19 protein-coding genes and 3 pseudogenes are annotated in these 24,623 nt (G+C 38.1%); 7 read left to right on the forward strand and 15 right to left on the reverse strand.

Features of this window, described 5'->3' with window-relative positions; genetic code table 11:
• Positions 1-30: 30 nt before the first annotated feature.
• From rbsC to U8D43_RS10450, 5 genes are read right to left on the reverse strand one after another with little or no spacing between them, the layout of a single operon-like run.
• On the reverse strand, positions 31-975 hold the full coding sequence (rbsC, locus tag U8D43_RS10430; protein WP_335871125.1) for a ribose ABC transporter permease: 945 nt from the start codon (positions 973-975) through the stop codon (positions 31-33).
• The gene (locus U8D43_RS10435; RefSeq protein ID WP_335871126.1) at positions 972-2,474 is read right to left on the reverse strand and encodes a sugar ABC transporter ATP-binding protein; all 1,503 of its coding nucleotides are present in this window, start codon (positions 2,472-2,474) and stop codon (positions 972-974) included. The genes rbsC and U8D43_RS10435 overlap by 4 nt, the downstream gene beginning before the upstream one ends.
• Complete coding sequence (gene rbsD / locus U8D43_RS10440) at positions 2,474-2,863, reverse strand: D-ribose pyranase (protein ID WP_335871127.1); 390 nt, start codon at positions 2,861-2,863, stop codon at positions 2,474-2,476. The genes U8D43_RS10435 and rbsD overlap by 1 nt, the downstream gene beginning before the upstream one ends.
• Before the next feature lie 29 nt (positions 2,864-2,892).
• The gene (rbsK, locus tag U8D43_RS10445) at positions 2,893-3,765 is read right to left on the reverse strand and encodes a ribokinase (protein ID WP_335871128.1); all 873 of its coding nucleotides are present in this window, start codon (positions 3,763-3,765) and stop codon (positions 2,893-2,895) included.
• Positions 3,766-3,780: 15 nt separating this feature from the next.
• Entirely contained in the window at positions 3,781-4,752 is a 972-nt protein-coding gene (locus tag U8D43_RS10450) for a LacI family DNA-binding transcriptional regulator (protein ID WP_335871129.1), read from the reverse strand.
• A 1,950-nt stretch (positions 4,753-6,702) separates the two neighbouring features.
• On the opposite strand from U8D43_RS10450, the gene U8D43_RS10455 reads away from it, so the two are divergent.
• The 3 genes and pseudogenes from U8D43_RS10455 to U8D43_RS10465 all read left to right on the forward strand — a co-directional run bounded on the left by U8D43_RS10455 (position 6,703) and on the right by U8D43_RS10465 (position 9,597).
• The gene (locus U8D43_RS10455; RefSeq protein WP_335871130.1) at positions 6,703-7,065 is read left to right on the forward strand and encodes a DUF948 domain-containing protein; all 363 of its coding nucleotides are present in this window, start codon (positions 6,703-6,705) and stop codon (positions 7,063-7,065) included.
• Positions 7,066-7,411: 346 nt separating this feature from the next.
• Positions 7,412-7,581 (forward strand): annotated as a pseudogene (locus U8D43_RS10460) (IS4 family transposase); the annotation flags it as partial.
• A gap of 621 nt (positions 7,582-8,202) precedes the next feature.
• A complete protein-coding gene (locus U8D43_RS10465; protein ID WP_335871131.1) occupies positions 8,203-9,597 on the forward strand; it encodes a cell wall-binding repeat-containing protein in 1,395 nt (464 codons plus the stop codon).
• A gap of 300 nt (positions 9,598-9,897) precedes the next feature.
• Here the strand turns inward: U8D43_RS10465 and U8D43_RS10470 are convergent, their stop codons facing one another.
• The 4 genes from U8D43_RS10470 to U8D43_RS10485 all read right to left on the reverse strand — a co-directional run bounded on the left by U8D43_RS10470 (position 9,898) and on the right by U8D43_RS10485 (position 15,562).
• The gene (locus tag U8D43_RS10470) at positions 9,898-11,598 is read right to left on the reverse strand and encodes a cell wall-binding repeat-containing protein (protein WP_335871132.1); all 1,701 of its coding nucleotides are present in this window, start codon (positions 11,596-11,598) and stop codon (positions 9,898-9,900) included.
• Positions 11,599-11,727: 129 nt separating this feature from the next.
• Complete coding sequence (locus U8D43_RS10475; protein ID WP_335871133.1) at positions 11,728-13,920, reverse strand: O-antigen ligase family protein; 2,193 nt, start codon at positions 13,918-13,920, stop codon at positions 11,728-11,730.
• A gap of 317 nt (positions 13,921-14,237) precedes the next feature.
• Positions 14,238-14,726 carry a GNAT family N-acetyltransferase gene (locus U8D43_RS10480; RefSeq protein ID WP_442893593.1) on the reverse strand — a complete coding sequence of 163 codons (489 nt, stop codon included), beginning with the start codon at positions 14,724-14,726 and terminating at the stop codon, positions 14,238-14,240.
• Between the two features lie 314 nt (positions 14,727-15,040).
• A complete protein-coding gene (locus U8D43_RS10485) occupies positions 15,041-15,562 on the reverse strand; it encodes a DinB family protein (RefSeq protein ID WP_335871134.1) in 522 nt (173 codons plus the stop codon).
• Positions 15,563-16,165: 603 nt separating this feature from the next.
• Here U8D43_RS10485 and U8D43_RS10490 point away from each other — a divergent pair.
• Complete coding sequence (locus U8D43_RS10490; RefSeq protein ID WP_335871204.1) at positions 16,166-16,603, forward strand: transposase; 438 nt, start codon at positions 16,166-16,168, stop codon at positions 16,601-16,603.
• Positions 16,604-16,678: 75 nt separating this feature from the next.
• Positions 16,679-17,056, forward strand: coding sequence for a magnesium chelatase domain-containing protein (locus U8D43_RS10495; RefSeq protein ID WP_335871135.1), 378 nt, complete (start codon positions 16,679-16,681; stop codon positions 17,054-17,056).
• Positions 17,057-17,257: 201 nt separating this feature from the next.
• On the opposite strand, the pseudogene U8D43_RS10500 reads toward U8D43_RS10495, so the two are convergent.
• The 6 genes and pseudogenes from U8D43_RS10500 to U8D43_RS10525 all read right to left on the reverse strand — a co-directional run.
• Positions 17,258-17,494, reverse strand: a pseudogene (locus U8D43_RS10500) (DUF4372 domain-containing protein); the annotation flags it as partial.
• 521 nt (positions 17,495-18,015) lie between these two features.
• Entirely contained in the window at positions 18,016-18,168 is a 153-nt protein-coding gene (locus U8D43_RS10505; RefSeq protein ID WP_335871136.1) for an RHS repeat-associated core domain-containing protein, read from the reverse strand.
• Between the two features lie 59 nt (positions 18,169-18,227).
• Positions 18,228-18,554, reverse strand: coding sequence for a hypothetical protein (locus tag U8D43_RS10510; RefSeq protein WP_335871137.1), 327 nt, complete (start codon positions 18,552-18,554; stop codon positions 18,228-18,230).
• Positions 18,551-18,679 (reverse strand): hypothetical protein, encoded by a 129-nt coding sequence (locus tag U8D43_RS10515; RefSeq protein WP_335871138.1) that lies wholly within the window; start codon positions 18,677-18,679, stop codon positions 18,551-18,553. The genes U8D43_RS10510 and U8D43_RS10515 overlap by 4 nt, the downstream gene beginning before the upstream one ends.
• Before the next feature lie 311 nt (positions 18,680-18,990).
• Positions 18,991-19,821: a DUF6574 domain-containing protein gene (locus U8D43_RS10520; protein ID WP_335871139.1), complete on the reverse strand. Its 831-nt coding sequence runs from the start codon at positions 19,819-19,821 to the stop codon at positions 18,991-18,993.
• Positions 19,822-19,838: 17 nt separating this feature from the next.
• Positions 19,839-21,200 (reverse strand): TcaA NTF2-like domain-containing protein, encoded by a 1,362-nt coding sequence (locus tag U8D43_RS10525; RefSeq protein ID WP_335871140.1) that lies wholly within the window; start codon positions 21,198-21,200, stop codon positions 19,839-19,841.
• Between the two features lie 855 nt (positions 21,201-22,055).
• On the opposite strand from U8D43_RS10525, the gene U8D43_RS10530 reads away from it, so the two are divergent.
• Together U8D43_RS10530 and U8D43_RS10535 are read left to right on the forward strand one after the other, a co-directional pair.
• Positions 22,056-23,306: an IS4 family transposase gene (locus tag U8D43_RS10530; protein WP_335871141.1), complete on the forward strand. Its 1,251-nt coding sequence runs from the start codon at positions 22,056-22,058 to the stop codon at positions 23,304-23,306.
• Between the two features lie 314 nt (positions 23,307-23,620).
• Positions 23,621-23,947 (forward strand): annotated as a pseudogene (locus U8D43_RS10535) (DUF4372 domain-containing protein); the annotation flags it as partial.
• Positions 23,948-24,623 lie beyond the last annotated feature (676 nt).

A 24,623-nucleotide genomic window follows, 5' to 3' on the forward strand; every position in this document is an offset into this window, starting at 1 on the left:
AACACCCCTTGTTTTTTATTAAATTTATAGTTAGGCAGCTTTCTTTCTATCTATTAACACTGCTAGAAGAATGACGCCACCTTTGACTACCTGCTGATAGAAGGATGATACATTTAATAGATTCAAACCATTATTCAAGAATCCGATGATTAGCGCACCAATTAAGGTCCCAAAAATCCAACCTCTTCCTCCAGATAAACTGGTGCCTCCTAATACAACCGCTGCGATGGCATCTAACTCATAACTGACACCCGCTGTAGGCTGTGCAGAGTTTAAACGAGACGTTAAAATAATCCCAGCTAATGCCGATAGGAATCCGGTTATCGCATACACACCGATTTTCAATCGATCGGCTTTTAATCCAGATAGCAAGGATGCCTCTTCATTTCCACCAATCGCATATACTCCACGGCCAAAGGTTGTTTTTCTTAAAATAAAGAAGAGAATAAAGTAAGCAACTAGCATAGTCACAACCGGGAATGGAATACCGAGAAAGTAGCCTTTCCCCAACATCTGAAAACTAACACTATCAGATAAACCTGTGATTGGACGACCGTCAGTATACACAAGTGTTAACCCTCTAAAAATAGTCATAGTGGCTAAAGTAGCAATAAATGGCGCTACCTTCCCCTTTGTAATAATTAATCCATTTACTAGTCCCATCACCGCTCCTGCAAGTAAGCCGATTAGAACAGCAAGTACCGGGTCCATTCCACTAGCAAGTAAACCTGCAGTAGTAGCTGAAGCAAGTGCTAATATCGACCCAACGGATAAATCAATTCCACCAGTTAGAATGATGAACGTCATTCCAAATGCGATTAAGGCGTTTACTGACACTTGGCGTAACACATTGAATAAATTGTCTACTGTAAAGAAGTTGGGACTCATAATGGATAATATAATGGTTATGACGATGAGGCCTAAAACGGGTCCTAATTTTTGAAGACTACCTAAACTTTTGGTTACTCTGTTCATACTAGCGTCCCCCCTGTTGCAGCTTCCATAATTTTTTCTTGATTCGCATCTGCTTTGTTCATGATTGCTGTTACTTTTCCTTCGTGGATGACCATGATTCGGTCTGACATTCCGAGAATTTCCGGTAATTCCGATGAAACCATAATAATTGAAAAACCTTTTCCCGTTAGCTCATTCATGATGGAATAGATTTCTTTCTTAGCTCCCACGTCTACTCCTCTTGTAGGTTCGTCAAGGATTAAGAGCTTCGGTTCTCTTCCAAGCCATTTCCCAAAGACAACCTTTTGCTGATTACCTCCGCTAAGAGATTTCACTTCTTGTTCTGAACCAGATGTTTTTATACGAAGTTTTTGGATCATCTCTTCGGTCCATTGTTTTTCTTTCTTTTTTTGAACCACACTAAACTTTGATAACGCTTTCAAATTGGTGAGAGCAAGATTTTCTCGAACCGATAGATTCAGTACCAATCCTTCATCCTTGCGATCCTCAGTGATAAATCCGATTCCTGCTGAGATGGCTTGATCAGGTTTGCGGATATGGAGTTCATGCCCATCTAGTAAAATCCGGCCAGCAGACTTCTTTCTCACCCCAAAAATCGTCTCCATAATTTCCGTCCTGCCAGCACCCATTAAACCCGCGACTCCAAGTATTTCCCCTTCTTTAACAGTGAAGGATACATTATTAAATACATGTTCATGACTTAGATTTTCTACTTGAAATCGATCCTTTGAGATGCTAGGTTTTCGTTCAGGGAACCGCTCTCCTAACTCCCGACCTACCATCATTTTGACGATTTCTTCAAAATTTGTTTGATTCGTCACTCTTGTTCCAATCGATTGACCATCCCTCAGAACGGTAATTCGGTCACATATCTTGAAGATCTCCTCCATTCGATGAGAGATGTAGACAATAGCGACTCCTTCCTTTCGAAGTCCTTGAATAACGGTGAAAAGTGAATCTATTTCTCTATCTGTTAAGGCGGCAGTTGGTTCATCCATAATCAGGACCTCCGTATCAGCAGCAATGGCTCTGGCAATTTCTATCATTTGCTGCTGTCCAACCGACAACTTACCCGCAAGCATTGTCGGTTCAATATTGATCCCTAATCGATTTAGATATTCCTTCGTTTTTTCGTTCATTTCCTTTGTTTTTAAGATGCCAAATGGGCTTCGTTTTAGTTCCTTACCAAGAAACATATTTTCTGCTACTGTCAAATAAGGAATGATATTAAGCTCTTGATGAATAACAGCGATTCCCTCTTTTTCTGCTTCTTTAGGAGATTGATATTCTACTAGCTTTCCTTTATAGTGAATCTCTCCTTGATTGCGCTTATGTATACCCGTAAGAATCTTCACCATAGTCGATTTCCCTGCTCCATTTTCCCCCATCAAGGCGTGTATTTCACCGGAAAATAATTCAAAGTTTACCCCTTTTAGTACTTCTACATGGAAAAAAGATTTATGAATGTTTTCCATCTCTACTATTGGAGCCCTAGTCATTAGAAAATCACTCCCGAATGCAGAATGATATTCGCATACGGAGTTGCCTCTCCAGTACGAATAATCGCTTTTGCTTTTTGTGTCTCAGTCTTAAACTCATCATGAGAAACAAACTTAATAGAAGAGAACTTGCTCTGTAATTCCTTTTCTAACGCTCCATTATATTCAATGATTTCTGAAGCCAAAGTAACCGATTCAATTTCCATATCTAGCTCAATTTCAGATAATACATCTAAAAAAGAAGGATTTCCTAGTTTGATAGCCAAATCCACCTTCTTGACTCCATCAGGAATTGGTAATCCACAATCAGCAATAACTATAAAGTCAGTATGTCCCATATCACTAAGCACCTTAGAAATCTCGCTATTTAATATACCGTTCTTTTTCATTTTTTCTCACCTCGGATTCGAATGTTTCTTTAATTTGTCTCTAGGTCCGCTCGATTAGGCATTCCTGATTGAGCTCCAAATTTCGTAACGGAAAGGGCTGCAGCTCTTGCAGCAAAATAACAAGCTTCTTTTAGCGTCATACCTTCCGAAAGTCCGACAGCTAGTGCCCCGTTAAAGGTATCACCTGCTCCTGTTGAATCAACCGCCTCTACCTTTAAGGTTGGAATGAGCACCTCTTGATCTCCTTCATAAATCATGACACCTTGAGATCCTTTTGTGATTACAATCTTTTCTTTTAATAGAGCAAAACATTCTGCATCATGTTCATAAAGGTTGAAGAGCTGGGCTGCTTCATATTCATTTGGTGTTAAGTAGGTTGCCAGCTTAATCCATTTTTTAGGTAGCGAAGCAAACGGGGCAGGATTTAAAATCACCTTCACTCCTCCTTTATATGCAATCTCCAACGCCATTTCAACACTTTCTGGCGGAATTTCTAGTTGAAGAAGGAGCCAATCACTATTAAGAATGACCTCTTCATGTTCAGCTACCACTTCTGGAGTAAGGTACTTGTTTGCCCCTGGTACGACAATAATTTTATTATCACCTTCGTAAACCGTAATGGAAGCTATACCTGTTGTTCCACCTGTAACCGGTTCCACATATTCCGTCGATATCCCTTGCTTCTTAAAATGCTCCATATACTCTTCTCCAAAAAGATCTGATCCTACTCGACCAATCATTTGCACATGAGAACCCAATTTTGCGGCCGCTACTGCTTGGTTGGCTCCCTTTCCTCCGGGAATCGTGGAGAAACGGTCACCCATAATAGTTTCTCCAAGATTAGGATCTCTGCTGGTCACGGTCACTAGGTCCATATTAATACTGCCTAAAACGGTAATCATGTTCTAACTCCCCTCCTATTCGGTTGTTTCACGTTTCATAAGTTCTGTATTGAAAACCATATGGACATCTTCTAATTTCTTTCCATCAATCAATTCTAGAAGCATGGTCGCTGCCTTTTTGCCCATTTCATAAATTGGCTGTGCCATCGTTGTAATCTCTGGGGACACGGTTTCAGTCAATTCAATTCCATCAAAACCAACAATCGATAAATCCTCAGGAACGTGTAATTTTAACCTACTCGCGGCTTTCAAAGCACCTACTGCCATCACATCATTTCCTGCGAAAACGCCATCAATGGTGGGATAGGACTTAAGCAACTCTAGAAGAGCCTTCTCCGAACCTTTTAAATCATAATCTCCGTTGCATATGATAATAGGAAGCTTTTGTTCGTTCATTTCATCTTCATATGCTTTTTTTCTAAGAATAGAGTTTTCAATATCCTCCGGGCCTTGTATATGAGCAACTCGTTTACAGCCATTTTCTAACAAATAGCGAACAGCCTTCCGAGCCTCATGGTAATTATCAATCGTAACAGAAGGAATGCTTTGATGGAAAAAGCGATCAAGTGCAACCATTGGCATTTGCAATCCTTCAATATGCTTGAGCTCCAACGTATTCGACACAATGATGACACCATCAATGTAATTTTCCTGCATTTTTTCTAAATACATCAGTTCTTTTTTTAAATCTTCATCACTATTGCAGAGAAATGTTGTGTATTCTGCTTTATTTGTCACATCTTCTACCGCTCGTACTAATTGGGGAAAATATGGATTCATAATATCAGGAACAATAAATCCAATCATTTTGGATTTTTTTTTAAATAAGCTTCTCGCCACATTATTTGGTCGGTACTTTAAACGCTGAATCACATTTTCAACCTTAAGCTTTGTATCTTCATGAACATACCCTTGATTATTCAGCACTCTCGAAACAGTTGCTACCGAGACCTGAGCTTCTTTTGCTACATCTTTAATTGTGACCATCTTGGAGGTCTCTCCCATCTTTTCTCAAGTAACCTTTAATGTAACCGGTTATAAAAACGTCTAGCAAAACATATGTAACCGGTTACACGGAGTTTAATATAAAAAATTAATTCTGTCAATTATATTTTCAAAGTGGTAGGATCCCTCTTCGTTTTCAACCTGAAAAACAGGGTAAGACACAGACTTAGCCGAAGAACAAAAGACCAAAGGAAGCTTCTTCTGGATAATACAGAGAAAAGGCAGGGGTTAGGGGACATGTACCTCGTCGCATTCGTATACATTGTTGCTATTTCATCTAATTTTAGATCAAATCCTCCATTTCACTGTTGATTTCCATCAAAAACAGGCGAAAAGATGCACCGAAACAAAGCTATATTAACCTTTGTAGACTGGTTCAAAAAGCAACAATCTTTGCAAAAACAGCCATATAAAAAGAGTGAGTCACTAGTGTTTGTAGTGACTCACTCTTTCAACTATAAATTCCTTACTATTTTTCTTTTTCAGGAAAACCTTATACATTCTAGGTTTCATGATATATTCTCATCCCAGTTATGGCACAGGAGGCAGATTTCCCTTCCAAGCAACCATCCACATAAAGCATTGGTTTAATAGATTCAGATAGATCAGCGATGAACAAACAAATGAGATACTCAAATTTCATCAGTTTCGATTTTGAACCTTTTTTGAAATATGCGAAGAGGTACCTGTCCCCATACTCTCTCGATTATCTACAATTCACTGATCCATCGCACACCCGTCTCAGATCTACAAGTCAACTAATCAAACGTTTGATTAATTCCCTTTTGAGACAGACCACCTTCTCCTATACCCTTGATACAACTCACTTTTCCACAGTTTCCATCTCATAGCCCAAGTAGCTAATCAAACGTTTGATTGAATTCTATTGAGACACACCTCTTCCCCTTCGATTTTCTACAATTCACTGCTCCATCGCACACCCATCTCAGATCTACAAGTAGACTAATCAAACATTTGATTAATTCCCTTTTGAGACAGACTTCCTCCCCCTATACCCTTGATACAACTCGCTTTTTCACAGATTCTATCTCGTAGCCCAAGTAGCTAATCAAACGTTTGATTGAATTCTATTGAGACACACCTCTTCCCCTTCGATTTTCTACAATTCACTGCTCCATCGCACACCCGTCTCAGATCTACAAGTCAACTAATCAAACGTTTGATTAATTCCCTTTTGAGACAGACCACCTTCTCCTATACCCTTGATACAACTCACTTTTCCACAGTTTCCATCTCATAGCCAAAGTAGCTAATCAAACGTTTGATTGAATTCTATTGAGACACACCTCTTCCCCTTCGATTTTCTACAATTCACTGCTCCATCGCACACCCGTCTCAGATCTACAAGTCAACTAATCAAACGTTTGATTAATTCCCTTTTGAGACAGACTACCTTCTCCTATACCCTTGATACAACTCGCTTTTCCACAAATTCCATCTCATAACCCAAGTAGCTAATCAAACGTTTGATTGAATTCTATTGAGACACACCTCTTCCCCTTCGATTTTCTACAATTCACTGCTCCATCGCACACCCGTCTCAGATCTACAAGTCAACTAATCAAACGTTTGATTAATTCCCTTTTGAGACAGACTACCTTCTCCTATACCCTTGATACAACTCGCTTTTTCACAGATTATTTCTCATAGCCCAAGTAGCTAATCAAACGTTTGATTAGATTTTGTTGAGATAGTTTTTTTAAAAATCATGAATAATCTAGACGTATCGCTTAATACAATTTAACCTGGGTGTAATCTCGCGAATATACTGTCCCTTATTCACTAAATCCAAGATCTTCAAAATCTCAAAACCAATGAAGCAGCCGAACCCGTCCCCTTAATTCCCCTGAAAAAGGAATGTCTGAGCCTCCATTTTCATAGACTTAGATTAAACGAAGGGAGCTGATCTTAATGATTGAGTGGAGTGCTGCTATTGCAGCCGGTGCGTTCACCATTCTAATCATCTTTTTGATTTTGACCTTAAGACAAGTAATGACAACACTTGCTGAAACGAAAAAGACGTTGTCTGACGCCCGGACAGCCGTGAACGGTATTACAGATGAAGCAGAAGGACTGATTCATACAGCCAACCAAATTTCTGTTGATGTAAAAGAGAAAATGGAGGCTGTTGACCCTTTAATCGAGTCTGCACATGATGTGGGGGATATGATACACAATGTTACAAGTTCAGTAAAGAGGACTGCATTACAAAAAAGTAAACCAAAAACCATCCCTACCCAAGAAAGCAAGTCAGTCCAAATTAAATTGAAGTAAGCAAAAAGAGGCCGGGTCAACTGGCCTCTTTTTGTGAAAGGAACAGAGGGACAGTCCCCTCTGTTCCTAACATAAAGTAACTATTCAACCGAAGACCAAGGGAAGACCAAGGGGACGGTTCCTCCGGTATGCAAACGTTTGATTGAATTCTTTGAGACATACTTCATTCTTTCAATTCAACAAACTCTCTTCCGTTCCCTCTCTACCTTATCCCCAAGTAAAGTATCCATCTTTTGAATAAGAACCCACCAACAATGTCTATTGGAGTTTAAAATACAAGTGGTCCATTTTACAACAAATACATCTAGAAGTAGGAATAATTCGGGGCGTCACTGTGACCTTACTAAAGTGGATCAAACCACATTTGAACATCAAAAAATTCTACGGTCAAAGTGAATGGGCGATTCATAATCAAGTATTCACCGCACTAATTGTGTATTTTTTGCATGTGCTTGCGCAATTTGAAAGCCAGCACGCATCTGGATTCGAAAAATAGAAGGAAAAGCTGTACCCTAACAAAAGAACTGTCGTTGTCACTAAAGTCTAATTGTAAATAAAATCCAAGTGGATGGAACCACCTTTATTGGAGTGTTTCCTTTTTTGGCTCAAATCTTAAAGAATGAATAGATTGAATTTTCTTTAATTATTTATGCAACACTAGTGCATTTGAGAGAATCTCCGAAAAATAAACAAAGTCACAACTTCCGATTGGCCCCTGTAAGAACCTTCCGCAGGGTTCCTTCGTCCGTCCCCTATCATGTATACAATTCACACTTTACCATCTATAGACTGTGTATCCACTTCCCGATCACCTTAACAACTCATTCTGGGCGTCCCTGCGAACAAAGATTCAGACGTTCAAATCGAGTTTGTTTTCACTGATCTATGAAATATATAGGTGCTAAATACAATAGAACCACCACTCGTTAAGTTTGAGTGGTTGCTTTTAAAATGAATTGGCAGGGACAAGCTACCTGTCCCTCTGTCTCCCCATTATGAAAAGGAGCCAGAGGGACTGTCCCCTTGGCTCATGAACTAAATACTAAATAGCGAAGAAGCAAAAACAAACCCATTTTTTTGTAAGGTTGAAGTATAATAGACATAGAATGACATTTTAAGTGAATAGGGGACTAGAAAATGAAGAAATTGACAGGTTTTGCATTAAGTACGGTTTTAGCCTTATCCTTTTTACCAGGGGTAGCAAATGGAGAGGAAAGTGTAGGTTTACAAGGGTATACAACGAAGAATAATCCATTTTCAGGGCCTTTGTTTTTGGAAGAGGAAAAAAATGATACTAGAGCATCGGCAAATCAAATTCAATTAGGAGATTTTGTTAACGGTGAAAAAACATTAGATGACCAGGATGTATATTCTTTTACTGTTGAAAAAGAAGGGTATGTTTCATTACAAGGAATGTCTGTAAATCCTTCAGTTGGACTGGGAGATACTGTTAAATTCAGTTTGCATGATGACAGTGAACAAGAAGAAGGCTCCTTCTTGCTAGAAGCTGAGTTTTATCAAGATGATGAAGGCAATTACTTGAGCTATTTTGAAGAGTACCTTGAACCTGGCAAGTATTATATTTCTGTTGGGAAGGGAGATGAAATGTATGATGAGTATGTATTTACAATCAGTTTATCTGTCCCATATTTACGTTTAAGTGGTATGGATCGTTACGAAACGGCAGTCAATATTTCTGAGCTGGGTTGGGAATCATCCACGCATGCAATTTTAGCTACAGGTGAGAATTTCCCAGATGCCTTAAGCGCTACGCCACTTGCCCAAAAGCATGATGCACCTTTATTGTTAACGAATAAAAATTCGCTTCCTTCCTCTGTAAAGGGTGAGTTGGATCGACTAGGTGTAAAAGATATCATTATTGTTGGTGGAAAAAGTGTGATTACAGAAGCTGTGGAAAATGATTTGGAGAAGTTAGGGATAAATGTCAAGCGTATTTCTGGACAAGATCGTTATGAAACGGCAGTAAAAATTGCTGAGGAAGTTGGTCACGATGGTGAAGTGGTTGTAGCAACAGGTAAAGGCTTTGCTGATGCCTTGTCGATAGCCCCGATTGCTGCCTCGAAAGGAATGCCGATTCTATTAACAGATAAGGAAAAAACCCCTGCTGTTGTATCAGATTATTTGAAAAAATCTCCTGTACAGAAGACGTATGTGATTGGTGGAAAGGCTGTTATTGGGGAGACGGTTAAAAATACCTTTACTGGAAATGTACGAATTAGTGGTATTAATCGCTATGATACAAATAAACAAATCATCAAATATTTTCAATCTGATATCAATATGGAAGACCTATTTATCACGACAGGACAGAATTTCCCTGACGCATTAGCGGGCTCTGCTTTGGCGGTTCAATATAATAATCCTCTTATCTTAACTAGCACTACACCAGCAAAAGAAACAACGGATATTATTAGTGACCATAAGGACGAAATCAAAATATTTATCGCGTTAGGTGGAGAAAAAGCATTACCAATCGAAACTATTATCGAACTGAATGAGTATTGGAAGTGAAATTTTGGCCAGGTGGCCAGGGGCACGGTTCCTCCGGTATGATTTTGAGATAAAAGTTCTGATTGTGGATTGTTTCTGATGCTATTAAGTTATTGTTTTTTGTATTTGAGAGAAGCGATTATTTATCAAATAACGTAGGGGGACAGTGATCTGTACCCCTATTTGAATTTAAACTTGCTAAGGAACCAAGGTACCTACCCCCTTGGCTCTTACAATGAGTTGGCAAGGACAAGCTATCTGTCGACCTATCTCCCCATTATGAAAAGGAGCCAGAGGAACTGTCCCCCCGGCCCCTTTGAATTAATTTTCAATCGTGTCGAATACAGTTGAATTAACCGCGTTTGTACCACCAAAAATAACTAAGTCCGTCATTTTTTGATCATGCATTAGACGTAGAATCTCAGTCGGAACTTTATTTTGTTCCACTAATAATAATGGAGCATTTTGTTTTGCTGCTAATACAGATCCAGTTAAGGCATCTGCAAATCCTCTTCCATTCGCCACAAATGCTTTCGTGGAGTTCATATTTAACGTTTGGATGATTTGTGCAGTTGTGTCGAAGCGGTTTGCACCACCAATTCGTGTAACATTGGGTAATCCTTTAATCGCTTCATCACTGATTGCACTCGTACCGCCAATGACAATGATATTAGAGTAATTCTTTAGTAATTCTTTTGTTTCAGCTCGAATATTATTTTTGTTCGTTAACAAAATCGGCACGCTGTTTTGTGCCGCATACGGTGCCACCGCAAGGGCATCCGGGAAGTTATACCCATATGTTAAGATAGCCGTATCTGCATTACCTTCTAATTTTTTCGCGATGTTAACGGCAGTCTCATATCGACTAGCACCTGCAATTCGCTCTGTTTCTAATCCCATGGCTCTTAAGTCTTCTTGGACTTGAGGGGAAATTGCACTTGTTCCGCCTAATATAATCGCTTTCTTCGCGTTTAAACGAGTGATTTCGTTCTTAGCAGAATCATTTAGTTTGTTACTTTGTGTTAATAAGATTGGTGCATCTAGTTGGTATGCTAATGAGGCTCCAGCAAGGGAATCTGGGAAATCCGATCCTTTTGTAATTACAACATTGTCAGAAGAATCCCATCCAGACTGAGCGATTTGAGCTGCGGTGTCATAACGAGTTCCCCCGTACGTACGAGATACATGACGAGAGTCAATCGGATCGTATTCCACGTAAACACCTCTATTGGTTAACGTATTAATAATCCCTTCCGCTTCTCGGTTTAGTGGGTTGCCCTTTAAGAAAATAGATCCATCTTTAATATCTTTTAACGCTGTAATGTCACTAATATAGTTATTTGCCAACCTCAATTGTGTAAAATCTTGTTGCGCTAATTGACTTAACGGTGATATGTCAGTGATCAAATTATCTTCTAATGTTACCACTTGTAGCAATGGTTTATTTTGCAAACCAGAGATATCGCTAATTCGATTATTACCTGCATTGATTCGTGAAATTTTCGTTATATTTTTTAATGGCGTAATATCTTCTAATTGATTATTATAAAAATCCAGGTATACCTGACCTGTTACTGTTATGGACGATAGCGGAGAAATATCTGAAATCTCGTTACCTCTTAAGCTAAGACTACCAATTAAGGGTGGGCTCCAGTTAGCTAGCGCAGAGATATCTGTAATGTTGTTATCTGGAAATCCAATTCCATACAAGTATTCTAGATCACGAATAGGACTTAAATCGGAAATCTTATTTCCTGGGAGGTAAATATTTGATAAGTTGGTTGCGTGTTCCAATCCCGAAAGACTTTTAATCTTGTTATCTGATTCCGTTTTTCTAAGTGTATATAGATCAGTTAACATCTCCTTCGTAATTACTTCGTCTTCTTCAAGATTCCCTAAGTAATCTCGAACAGTTTTTTCTAAGTTGTCATCCTCAAATAGTCCAGCTGCAAGTGTTGGTACACTCACGGATATGATTAAAATAAGTGCAAGCATAAAACCAATAATTTTTTTGTTTCTCATCCAATTCTCCTTTGTGATTAGGTAGATACCCATAAGTATTTACACCTATTTTTTTGATAAAATTTGCGATTTTCCGAGTATTATTATACCATATTCATTTTCTATTAATAGGTAATTTCAAGAAATCCATTAATTTCTAATTAGTTTCAGTTCTTCCACTAACGAGACGAATTGCGCATTGATTTCATACGCATCCCAAATAGATTTTGCTGCTTCATGATTTCCTAGTGATTGATTAGTTACATACGCCAAAGCAGCTTCTGAATTGTTCTGTACATCTTGCTGGTTCTTTCGTATCTCACCCAATAGATCCAATACTTTCTCATCTTTTTTTATCAAGTATGCAGAAAGAGCCGCAGAGAATTGGGCCGACCTCGTGATGTCAAACTGACGGCTATTAAAATGTGTATTTGGCAACTTTTCCTTAACGTTTTTTACTTCTTGTTCATATAGAATATATGAGGATAAAGCTTCATTAGCCTTAAGTTTAGCTTCTTCCCCTTTCCCCGCCTGATGCAAATACACTGCCAGATCGGTTTTCAATTGCAACTCCTTGTTCCTTAACACCGTACTATATCTATCTGAAGAAATCCCCTGCTTAGCAATAATACTGGCTTCTTCTAGCCTCCCTATCGCTTCTAGTAGTTGAATCGAATAGAAATGAACCTGTGCCGAATACGGTTCTAGGTTATTCATTTCTTCTATTACATTTACTATCGAGGGGTTTATCTCAGTGGATTGTTTTACTCGTAATTTTCCGAGTGTGTTCCACTTCTCAATATCATAGGGATTGTTTTCAATGGCAGTCTGAACATACTCTTCTTGCATAGCTATATTTTTTACGGTGGACACTTGTTGGTATACTTCGTTCGATTTCATAAACCGGTAAGAATACATTAGACCTATAAGCACGACCACAGCTTGAAAAAGCAACGCTATTCGTAAAAAGCTTCGTTTATTAATCACATTAGTCTCTAGAGGAAGTCCCATCGCAAAAAGAAGTAAAACGTAAAACCATATGACACCAAACGAAAAGTTAAAATCAATCACGCTATGCAGAAATACTAACAATAGCGCCACAATGACACCTAATCGCATCTCTTCACTATCTTTTTTTCTCGACTGAAAGAGTTTATAAAAATAAAAACCGAACACACCAATAAAAAGAAGAAAGCCAACTATTCCTGTATTAATCAACCATTCCATATAGCCGTTGTGTATTGAGTTTGTTTGATAGGGCAGGGACTGATATTTAGTATAAATAACACTCCATCCACTTCCCCCATACCCTAGCCAAAAGGCATCTTTACTTGCAACTAAAGCATCTCTTGCGATAATTAATCTTTCCGTAAATGTATCCAAGGAGATAGTAATCGGGAGCATAGAATAGACCAATCCCTGGAATGCGATATCCAGAAGAAAAAGGATAAATAAAAGAGGTAAAAAAAGATAAAGCAAGCATGCGACGCTCTTTTTTGGAGAAATTCGCTCAAACGCTTTTCTTCCTTTAGATAGTTGTTCCTTTTTCAGCACAATCCACACATAAATACCACTAAAGGAAAGGAGTCCAATAAAGAATATGATTGGGCTCGTAACGAAATACAAGCCACTACTAAATATAAGAGAGAGAACAGAATAAAATAAATATAAAGGTCTCTGTTCCACCTTTAATAACAGCAGTCCTACGTACCAAGCAACCGGCAAAAGTAACAACACGCCTTTGGATTCTGTGAAAAGAAGCGAAGTGAATAGCGCTATGATTGGATACCCATGATACAAAGCGTTTGCTTTCGTCTGAACATTTCCCACTAATAGGGAGAGTTGAAATAGAAGGAGCATACCAAGGAGCACTGCACATGTGTTTGGATATTGAAGCGGACCAGCGAGTCTTCCCGCTACCACTCCATCTTGAAGCGGGAAAATGTCAAAATACCCCGCGAGAGATGCAATCGCAAGGATAAAACCCGTTCCTGTCAGAATATAGGCAAGCGATTGTTTTCCCATATTTTCCGAATAAAGAGAAACTAACATAAAGAAGCAACTATAAGCAGTCCATCTTAACAGTTCATGAATGGCTCCTAGTGGCGTAACTGCTTGAAAAGAAGATAACGCCAACACAATTGGTAAAAGGAGGATAAGAAAGTGATACCTGTACAGAGTTAGCTTTTTTTGGAGAGCGAAGTAGATATAAGTAATGATGAATACAATAAATATAATAAGCTGAACAGAATAAAAGTCATGATCAAAAAATAGGCCTTTATTAAAAACAGCTGTTAGCAAAAAAAGAAAAAGAATGAAAAAGAAAAAAATACGAGCAATCATAGACTATCTCCTGACTTATAGGTAAGATGTGAATTCAAGATGCTTAATTTTAACATTCTTTCCAAAAAGAAAAAACACCATCATAAGATAAGGAAACCAAGGAACCCCTTGGCTCGAGTACAAAAAATAATAAAGCCACTACTCATTAAGTTTGAGTGATGGCTCTTTCAATGAGTTGGCAGGGACAAGCCTATCTCTCCATTATGAAAAGGAGCCCGAATAACTGTCCCGCCGGCACCCCTTTGACCATACTATTATTCCGTTAAAACGACTGGAGGAGGACCCATCAAGAATGAAACAATCCATCTACAAGGCGATTACATTTCACATCTTCTTTCTAGTTGTAATACGTCTCTCCATGTTCCGTTTTGCATTTTTCCTATTTTTTTCCGAATACCTAATTCTTCAAAACCATGCTTCTTATGTAGGCGGATACTTGACACGTTTTCAGGGAAGATACCTGCGGTTAAGGTCCAAAACCCATTGTTTTCGGACCTTTTAATAAGTTCTTTCAATAAGATATCCCCTATTCCCTTCCCCGACTCACTTGGATGAACATAAACGCTTACTTCCCCTACACCTCTATAAACATATCGATTCGATGTTTGCGTTAATTTGCACCAGCCAATTACTTCCTTTTCACGGCAAGCAACAAGGATACAGCTGGGAACTCCACTGGAAATCCATTTTTCGTAGGTTGGTACGCTATGTTCAAACGTCGCATTTCCGGTGGCGATCCCTAATGCGTATATATGTTTGACTATATCCCAATCTTCTTTCATAAAATCTCTTATGGAGGTCCGCACATTCCCACCTCATTTCGCTAGGGTGTTTTCTTAGTGAATTGTTTCTTTTCGGATCAGCATATTTATCCTTTTATTAGGCTCTTTTCGCATACTTTGTTGCTGTAGCATACAAAAAAGGATGGAAACACTAATTTCATTCCTCATTCCGTGTTAAAAATGATGCGAAAAGATGCCCGAAGTCAATTTTCATCACGAATTGAGAGCTAATTCGAAAAGCCACAATCTTTGCGAAAACAGCCTTTTATTAATAGACTATGGAACCTTTTTCTATCATGTTTAGACGCTTTTTGTTACAAAATTAAACAAGAACAGCCTTACTTTAAAATACGAAGATACTCTTTCCACGGACCCACATCATCACTGTACCTCATTGCCATAACGCGTACAATTTGTGACGTATGTGTTAAATCATGGACCACCCACGTAGAAAGCAATTCTCTTAATGTCACCACACCCAAAGCCGGATGGATGGCCCTGTGTTCAAAATTTATCTCTTGATCGATTAATTCTTTCAGAACCTGTAGATTCCGCTTTCGAAGAGCTTTAAATTTCATGAATTTCTGCTCCAAGGTACTTTCAAGATGATCCTTCAGGTGACTAAATCGATCAAATGGAGGGAAAACACTGTCAGAATCCTCATTAAGAATCATTTCAATCCTTGGAATCCAGTTCGTTTTTTCAGCTTCTATTAAGTGATCGATGACTTCTATGACTGTCCATGTGCCTTCACCCTCATTTGTTTCCAGCCATTCTTCCGATAATCCGCTTAACAAATACTTTAATGATTGAGGTGTACGTTCCAAAATTTCCATAGCTTCACTAATATTAAAATTCATTTCGTTCCCTCCTTATTTTTTAGACGAGTACACTAAGAACGGTATTCCCTTTTCATCCAAAAAACAAGGAATGAAAACTACTATTGATATTAACTAGATATAAAATTTTTTCGCTAATTTAGTAGTGGGCAGATCGCAAATTTCTCCTCTATTATATCATTTAATTGAACCCTTGCAGCATCCTACCCAAAGCCTCGATTCCTATTGTATAATTCCTGTTAGAACCGAATAGGGAAGCACCGGGACGGTTCTCACGCTTCTTTTCCAGTAAATGACAGGCTTTTCACCTCTTTTCCACCTATATAATTAGTGATCACATCTTAGGGTGAGCTCACTAATTATATAGGTGGTATTTTTGGGTATTGATAGCGGGTATCACTCAAGTACTTTAAAGTATTAAAGTGAAGTTCTTATTTTGGTGCTTTGGCGTGTTGGTTTGATTGAGTATATATTAATTTAAGGGACGTATCTTCCTGGTAGAAGAAATAATAGGAGGAGTTTATGTCAAGGAAGAAAAGAGTTTGGTATCCTGGTGCTATAAATCATATTACAGCCCGGGGAAACCGGCAAATTGCCCTTTTTCACAGGGAGGAAGATTACCTCATGTATTTAGCGATCCTCGAAGATGTCCGCGAAATGTGCCCTTTTGTATTGCATTCCTACTGTTTGATGACTAACCATATACACCTTCAAATTGAAACCACCCAGCATCACATCAAAGACATTATGAAAGAACTCCACTCACGATATGCCATTTACCTTAATCGATGTTTGCATACGGGCGGCCACCTTTTTCAAGGAATATATGGATCGGAGTTGATTGAATCGAGCCACTCTTTTCTCAAAGTCAGCAGATATATCCACCCTAATCCTCTGGAGGAGAAGATGGTGAAGAATCTGGTCCATTATCCCTGGAGTAGCTACCCTTCCTATATAGCCACATTGATAATCCCCTTATCCACCCATCTAAAACGCAACCCTACTTTCAAGAGCCTTTTGCAGAAAGTTATAGAAGTTTCATTGAATATAAAAAGAACATAAAACGATAGAGTGAAATTCTTGTCTGCCAAAATTTCCAGTATTAGTCTTAAATACCTTGAAGGATATCGCGTCAAGGTGGAAGTGCAAGCTATGGAAGGGAAGGAGTACATAGTGATTGTAGGTTTGCCCGATGCTTCCGTCAAAGAATCGAAGGAGAGAGCAGCGGCGGCGCTTCATTCCATGAAGCACTCCCTTACCGACCAAAAGATCATCATTAATCTATCTCCAGCTGAGCAAAAGAAAAACGGACCGTTGTTTGATCTGCCGATGGCTCTCGGGGTGCTCCTAAGTATGAAGGAAATCCATGTGAAGATCTCTGAAGACGATGCTTTTATCGGTGCTCTATCGCTGGATAGAGGCATTCAGCCTGTTGAAGGAATGCTGCCTGCTATATCGGCGTCCAAGAAACTTGGTCTCCGATATAGAACAAGGAAACTGTTTAATTCTACTTGACGGATACACACGGAGCTTCCCCTCATCATGTAATTCCAAAACCTTTCGATAATGAACCATTCAAAAATGTCACCTACATAATTAGTGAGCTCACCCTAAGATGTGATCACTAATTATGTAGGTGGAAAAGAGGTGAATATCCTGTCATTTACTGGTAAGGAAGCATGAGAACCGTCCCGGTGCTTCCCCTGGTGCTTCCCTGATGGACTCTATGTTGACGCCTTGCTGAAAGTCGTCATCAATTAGAGCATCCCTCAAATCGTAAAGGCTATCAGATTGTTTTACTTGTGCAAAAAGCATAAGTTTTAGAAATGAATCCATAGTTAGTTTTTTAGTATAACGGTTATATTGCATGGTTTTCACATCTTTTTCAAATGATTGAAAATTTATCGGAGAAAACCATTGCCCAAATGAAGTTTTTCGTGTAATCTTGTCCATGATTTTGGTCCTTTTTAGTGGATTGGGACGGGTTACCACCTGACTTTATCCATTATAAAGGACTTTTTCTTTGCATAAAATAATCAAATTGAAGATTGTGAGTATTTTAAATATTTACATTAAATTAATGCAACACTAGTGACCTAAAGTACAAAAATTAATGGTTGGATATTATTTGATTCTGCTTGACGTGTCCATACCGCAACCAAGAATTGCTTCCAGTCACATTCGTCTCATATCTCCTTGTAAAATAATCAAATACTTGATTGATTCTTCTTGAGACATACTTCATTCAACCAAGGGCTCTGATCATTTCCCTCGCTGTCTTCTCTTACAGTAAAAAAGTATCCTTCAAATAAAATTGGAACTGGCTAAAGGAAAAGTGAATCAGTCCCGTCTGTCACTCACTAAATATGTTGGAGTTGCTTATTTAATTTTTGGGCGAACAATGGTAATATTTTGTGGACGTAATCATAGCTAATCTGACCATTATGACTCAATAATTCACCGGTTGAACCACCTTAGGAATCCGCATTCAACATACGTCCCCACTCAGGGAGATAATATCTCGCATTCAAATAGTACAGCTGCATTTTATGAACATAACGATACCCACGATAACGATAAGGATTCTTCTCTCCCAGATTGACCCCAGAAGTATCAATTGGATTCACTATCTGGTTTCCCCCGGCATCCTATTGATAAGAAACCACCTGATTTCCATCTCGGTCAATCAAACCAATAATATCCTTATGAATGTTCCGAATATAGAAGTATTCTTCACCGTTCTAATTCTACTGATGGGTGAGCCAGATGAGCTGTACGTGTAATGGATTTCATCGGTGCCATTCGTTTCAAAAATCACTTTATCCTCATCAAGCTGAAAAGTTGATTTGGCTCCACCCACCACTTTTCCTGTTCGGTAGCCATCTTCATTATACTTAAAGCTTAATGAATGGTCTGGTGTTGTCATTTTAGAATGTTGGTCTCCGTTTTCCCACTTGAACGTATGACCGGTAATGGAGATCGGAGTACCGATAGAGTCGTAAGTTATACTCAACCATTATACGCCTCTAGCTTTTCTTTCCAATTTGAATCGTAAGAATACGTGATGGTTTTCGTTGGTGTTCCGAGTGTACCAGTGGAGTAGGCATATTCTTTCTTCGCGAGAATATTGCCTCTCATGTCTCATCCAACAAAAAGAGTGAGTCACTAATGAAAGCTGTGACTCACTCTTTTTGGTTTTAAAAACAACACCTGTTTAGCTGTCAGAGGGGAAGGTACCACCTTTGTCCCGCGGAACTAAATCAGGAGTGTTCCGCTTGATACAAAGATTCTGTTTGTTTTGACTTTCTAGTTGTTGCAAAAAATGGGTACGACAAGGAACCTGTCCCTAAAAGAAGGAGACGATAGTGAAAGCAGTGGCCCACTCTTTTTGTTTTAAACACATCAATTGTCTTGTTGCTAGTAGAGATAATCCTCTATTTGTTCCAAACCTAGAACATTTCCAACATATTTCTAATCTCCTCGATGAACCCCAACACGCTTGTTTGGAAAATAAAGTACGTAATCAAGAGGGAGAGAGTAGACGCTCCAACACTCAAATAGATTGAATTCACCTGCTTACCGCTCTTCATTGCCCGATCATAAACAACCAGGGCTGGCATTACTATGACTGTGAAAATTAATGAAATCCCTATTAAAAGAAGTGTGATTTGAATGGAACCTGTTAACCCCATAATGATGGCTAAAACATTTAATGAAGTAAATGGAATGATGACACTTCCGAAATTCCCAATCATTTCTTTAAAAGTCATTGAATCAGACATTAATTTAATGGCAGCGAACGCACTTAACATCGCCCCGGCTATAAATAATAGCGAAAATATGAATAACTGTGAAACAATGTCAAAGGCAGGCAGTGATTGGGGCGCCATTGCTTCCCCAAAGAAGTTTCCAAATCCACCCATCACGCTTTTAAATATCTTATTCATTAAAAAATATAGGCTTAATGAAAATGCCAAGATGAATACAGCAATTGTAATCAATCCGTTCACAAAATTCCTGTCATGTCCTGTCAAAGCTGCTGAAGGTCGTTTCAGAACGTCCACTACAAAACTCCCATACCTAGAAACACCTTCTTTGGCTTTTTTTAAGTTATTACTCATCTGCTTTGATTGTTGATTATTGTAAGTCGTTGCGGCAACCTCTTCTTGAGCAGACTGTGGCGTTTCGTTTTCATTTTTCAAAGTAAGTGCCGTGCCACACTTTCCGCAAAATTTCCCAGATTCCTGCTGGTGGAAGCATTTAGTACATGTAAGTAACATCTAATTATTCCCCTCCATTAAAGTTGATTTCTTTCTGTATCCTTGATGTCGATTTTCTCAATTTTGTACCCGTAATCCGAATCCATGAGCGTATATATTTTTTCTTTCTGATATACTGTTTTCTCACCCAAGTGATTGGTAAAAACGAAAATTTCCAATGTGGAAATTTCGAAGGTATCTTCTTTCACATTTTTTGACTCTGTAATACTATTTTCAGTGAATTCATATGAGTACTCTTTATCTTGAAGATCTCCTATATAGTCTATAAGTTCTTCTTCTGCTTCGCTTCCCGGTAATAAATAATCAGCAACCAATTCGAAATTCTTGGCGTTTAGTGCCTTTTCATAGGCACTGCGGAAATCTAGAACATGCTGATTCTCTTCAGAATATCTCTCTTCGGTATTTCCACTGTCATTTTGATCAACAACAGCCTGCGAATCTTTTTCTTCGAAGCTAAAAGAGAGACTTCCCCACTTCTGGTCATTTTGTGTAATTTGATCAGATATTAACGTTTCACCATCATCGCCTGTCCACTCTGCATGCAAGGTGACTTCTTTATCCTTAGGGAACGGTCCTAATACAACAAGCTCCTCCAGTGTCTTATCTGTACTTTCCCCATTTACAAAAAGAGTGGCGCCAGGATATTTAGTCGCAATATGATACTCTTCTGTAGGAAAATTCAACTCAATATCAGATATATGATTACTATTATTATTCACTTGAATCTCTTCAGAAATATGTAAAGTACCAAATAAACTAGTTGTCTCACCACTTACTGAATAAGTACCAGGATAGGCTTCTGTAAGTTCGACTGGGTTTTCAACACTCTTGACGTCTACAGAGACATCATTAATTCTGAAAGTAGATTCCAGATTGGTAGATAGCCTGATCTTATTGGGTATTGCATGAATTTCATATGTATTATAAAGACCAAGAATAGAATTCTTTTTCACCTTAAACAAATCATTATTATATGAATCTACTACAATTGAATCTAACTCAGTATCACTTTGCATAATGGCGACCAATTGTGGCCTTACATTTTCCCAATTAGCGTTCTTAATATAGGAAAGATATTGATCATGGTCGATAAGTGCATTCTCATCTAATTCTACATTTTCCATAAATAATGCACTATTATTATCAGCCACAGCTCTGTCCATTGCTTGAACCGTTTTTAATGGATTCAATATCGAGGATACAATCAAGTGTGAAGTAACCAAACCTATCACTAACACTCCGAAAATTGCTAAGGAAACCTTCTTCTTTTTAGACATAGGCCTCCTTGGTTGTATTTTTTCAGCTCCCTTCGTTCCACAAGCTTGACAAAAAGCCTGTTCATTTTCCAGAGGTGCACCACATTCTGCACAGTATTTCAAATAAACAGCCCCCTTTCCTTCAGTAAAAATAACAAACTTAGGAATAATTTGCTATTTAATGATTCTATTATACCAAACCTTTTGTCTGATTTGGTCGGTTTTTGCCATTTAATGTTGAGCTCTTGAAGGATATATACAACCATGATTAAAAAATTTTTTAATCGGGACAGAGGGCTCACATACCAGGCGCACCCAAAAAGCCTCTTCACCAAAGCATAGAGGGCTTCAAATCTAACCGTGAAAAATTGCTGTAAACAAGCTTTTTAGGATAGTGACTAGGCACCAAATATGTCATATCTCTTTTGTTATTGCAGTAGCTATTAAGCGTTTATAGGTTTCGTAATATAGTCCACGATTCGTTGTTAAAAAATACTTTTTATCATAAAGCTCCTTAAAACATATAAAATCTTCACTATCGCGTTCGGCTGCACCTTGCATGAGCATACCCTTTTAGACAATCTATATTTCTATCTGCTAAAACATTCAACCAATCTATTGTATGGAAGTTTCTGACATGTCACTTAGATGATTTCATGTTTTCACCTACTTAAATAATGATAGTAAAATTAACATTTCGCAGGTTTGCTTTGGTGCCTACCCGATTATACAAGGTGCGACTTAACATCCATTCTTTCTTTGGCAACGATAACCAATTTCAATCCACACACCTATATAAGGTGCGACCCATTAGTGTTGAATTAATTGATTTGATATTTGTCAAGACTTTGGGTTTAAAAAGATAAATGTATTTTATTGTTATTTATGGGATTTTAAAGTCTTTATGGACATAAAAAAAACCCCTTATAATTAGGGTTGGTAGTTCTCATCCAAATCCCTAATTATAAGGAGAAATCCATGGATAAGAATACCACAAAATCCACAATAAATGAACTAGTAAATGTTTTAAGCGAAAAGAAATTTTTACAGATTATTAACGTGCCGGATGTTGATCGCTATGTCAAAAAGTTAACTGCCTATAGATTTTTTCAACTCTTTGTTATTGCCCAATTGAATGAATTGAGAAGTTTAAATCGTTTGGCGAAAAAGGCAAAAAACAAGAAAGAACTTCAACTTTTTATTGAGATTGACACCATAGGTGCTTCTCAACTTTCTCGAAAGCAGGGTTCTCTTTCTCCTGATTCGTTTGAAAAGGTTTTTCATCATCTTGTCTTTAAGATCCAAGGAAAGGTTAATAAAAACCATCCTATTTTTCGTGATATTGGTCGCCTTCATGTGATTGATTCCTCTACGATGACCATGAGTTTTAGTGAATACCCTTGGGCAACTTACCAGAAGACAAAGGCAGGGGTTCGACTCCATTTACGCGTGGTCGTAACGAAAGAACTCACCGTTCCGGATAAGGCTGTTTTATTACCTGCGACACACTCCGATCGATCACAAATGGAGGAACTAATCGAAATCGATTCCGACGCCATTCAATTATTTGATCGAGGGTACAATGATTATAAACAGTATGATCGTCTTTGTGATCATGGTATTCGATTCATTACCCGATTAAAGAAAAATGCCAAGGTTGAAGTGCTGAATGAACGTGTGCCTGATCCAGAAAATCATATTTTTCAAGATCAAGAAGTTTATTTAGGTGATGTTCAAAATGACACGAAAATGCAAAATTCCTTGCGTCTTATTCGCACCAAAGATAGCGAAGAAAACGAAATCATCCTCTTAACCAACTGTTTCGAATTATCGGCTAAAGAAGTAGGTAATTTGTATCGTTATCGTTGGAAAATAGAGACCTTTTTTAAGTGGATGAAACAACATCTGAAAATCAAAACGTTCTATGGAAAGAGTCAAAATGCCGTTTATACTCAAATTTGGATCGCTTTAATTACGTATTGCTTACAAGTTTTATTGCAATTGAAATTACACCATGAGGGTCCACTACTTGATATCAAAACAACCCTTCAGGACCTCCTTTTCGATCCTATAGAAGTATTCATTCGTTCTCTCTTTCGAAAACCTACAAGAGATTCAAAAGGTCGAAAAAAGTATGACTGGGAGAAGGAATTTCAGTTCATTGTAAGGCAATTCGAGGAAGGGAAGGTGATTCATTTAGATTCCCTAACCTACGATTCGATGTTCTAAACGTACGAAACAATAACAATTTACAAAATGTGGATGAGGGCTACCGAACATAGCCACTCAGCTTTTTTTTAAAAAATGAAAGAACGTTGATTCTGAAGATTTAGAAAAAAGAAATATATGGGAATTTTGGTCGTTTGACAAACTTCAAAAATTTTTATGCAATGCTAATGGGTGCGACCGCCAAAACATGAAAATAATCCGGATTGGCTTTACATCAAACCGAAATAAATTACAAGAAATTTACAAACAAGTATCAAGATTCAATAAACTTGAAATAAAGGGACGATTTTTAGTGCGGGTCCCCTAGAGAAATTATGTTCACTTCTCATTCGCACTTAAATACCCTACGGATTTCTCCGATAAATCTTTCATTATTTGAAGAAAACGTGAAAACCTTAAAATTAGATTTCTATACGAAAAAATTGACAACCGAGTCATTCCTTAAATTACTGCTTTTTTCGCAGCTGCATGAAGTCGAAAGTCTCCATTCATTAAGTGATTGTCTGTTAGATGATCAGCTTCAAAAAGGTATCGACCTCGATTCGATTAGTATTTCTCAGCTATCACGGCGACTAAACGGGTTAAATCCAGATCTATTTCAAAGACTTTTCCTTGATTTAGTCTCCCAAATTCCCCCTAAGATGTGATCACTAATTATGTATATGGAAAAGAGGTAAATAGCCTGTCATTTACTGGTAAGGAAGCACGAGAACCGTCCCGGTGCTTCCCTGTCTTTGAGTTGGTGCCGTTACTTACTCATTTCGACATTTTGGGGAGGTACTCCTTTTTTTAGTGTTTGGAAGCCTTGGGACAGTAAGGCTCATATTTATGAAATTGATTCAAGTGCAGTACCAGAAAACTTAAATGCAATAAAACTATATGAGAGACTTGGTTTTATGAAAACTGGTGAAATAATGTGGGGGGAAGTCGTATTGAAAATCCAACTATAACATGAGAATTATAGAAAATCTGTAATCAATATACATATAATACATGTTCCGTTAAATCCAGTGCTTGCTGAATAAATGGTAAGCGCTCTATGTAGATTTAGGGCAGTTAGTTATCTGGAATAAGGGATTCCTAATGTACAGAGACTACAGAAACTCCATAACTTACTCTTATTAAGAAAGTAATATCAATGCGGAAACCTAATTAAATGTAGTAAATTATTTTTACTGTCTTGATTTCTAAAGAAATGCATGACATGTATTTACCCAATTTAACGCGTAATTAATAGTTGTGCATTTTTTTATTTGATTTCATTGCACTTGAATGAAGGTTCATTGTTTGACATATTATCAAGGTCTGAAGATATCA

The sequence above is a fragment of the Bacillus sp. 2205SS5-2 genome (genome assembly GCF_037024155.1).
GTDB lineage: Bacteria > Bacillota > Bacilli > Bacillales > Bacillaceae_K > Bacillus_CI.

Excerpts from the sequence above, each read along its gene's own strand:
- U8D43_RS10515 (WP_335871138.1), bottom strand. The coding sequence starts at position 18,679 with ATGAGAGGCAATATTCTCGCGAAGAAAGAATATGCCTACTCCACTGGT.
- U8D43_RS10490 (WP_335871204.1), top strand. The coding sequence starts at position 16,166 with ATGTATTTAGCGATCCTCGAAGATGTCCGCGAAATGTGCCCTTTTGTA.
- U8D43_RS10530 (WP_335871141.1), top strand. The coding sequence starts at position 22,056 with ATGGATAAGAATACCACAAAATCCACAATAAATGAACTAGTAAATGTT.
- rbsK (WP_335871128.1), bottom strand. The coding sequence starts at position 3,765 with ATGATTACCGTTTTAGGCAGTATTAATATGGACCTAGTGACCGTGACC.
- U8D43_RS10475 (WP_335871133.1), bottom strand. The coding sequence starts at position 13,920 with ATGATTGCTCGTATTTTTTTCTTTTTCATTCTTTTTCTTTTTTTGCTA.
- U8D43_RS10455 (WP_335871130.1), top strand. The coding sequence starts at position 6,703 with ATGATTGAGTGGAGTGCTGCTATTGCAGCCGGTGCGTTCACCATTCTA.
- rbsC (WP_335871125.1), bottom strand. The coding sequence starts at position 975 with ATGAACAGAGTAACCAAAAGTTTAGGTAGTCTTCAAAAATTAGGACCC.
- U8D43_RS10485 (WP_335871134.1), bottom strand. The coding sequence starts at position 15,562 with ATGAATTTTAATATTAGTGAAGCTATGGAAATTTTGGAACGTACACCT.
- U8D43_RS10470 (WP_335871132.1), bottom strand. The coding sequence starts at position 11,598 with ATGAGAAACAAAAAAATTATTGGTTTTATGCTTGCACTTATTTTAATC.
- U8D43_RS10450 (WP_335871129.1), bottom strand. The coding sequence starts at position 4,752 with ATGGTCACAATTAAAGATGTAGCAAAAGAAGCTCAGGTCTCGGTAGCA.
- rbsD (WP_335871127.1), bottom strand. The coding sequence starts at position 2,863 with ATGAAAAAGAACGGTATATTAAATAGCGAGATTTCTAAGGTGCTTAGT.
- U8D43_RS10465 (WP_335871131.1), top strand. The coding sequence starts at position 8,203 with ATGAAGAAATTGACAGGTTTTGCATTAAGTACGGTTTTAGCCTTATCC.
- U8D43_RS10520 (WP_335871139.1), bottom strand. The coding sequence starts at position 19,821 with ATGTTACTTACATGTACTAAATGCTTCCACCAGCAGGAATCTGGGAAA.
- U8D43_RS10435 (WP_335871126.1), bottom strand. The coding sequence starts at position 2,474 with ATGACTAGGGCTCCAATAGTAGAGATGGAAAACATTCATAAATCTTTT.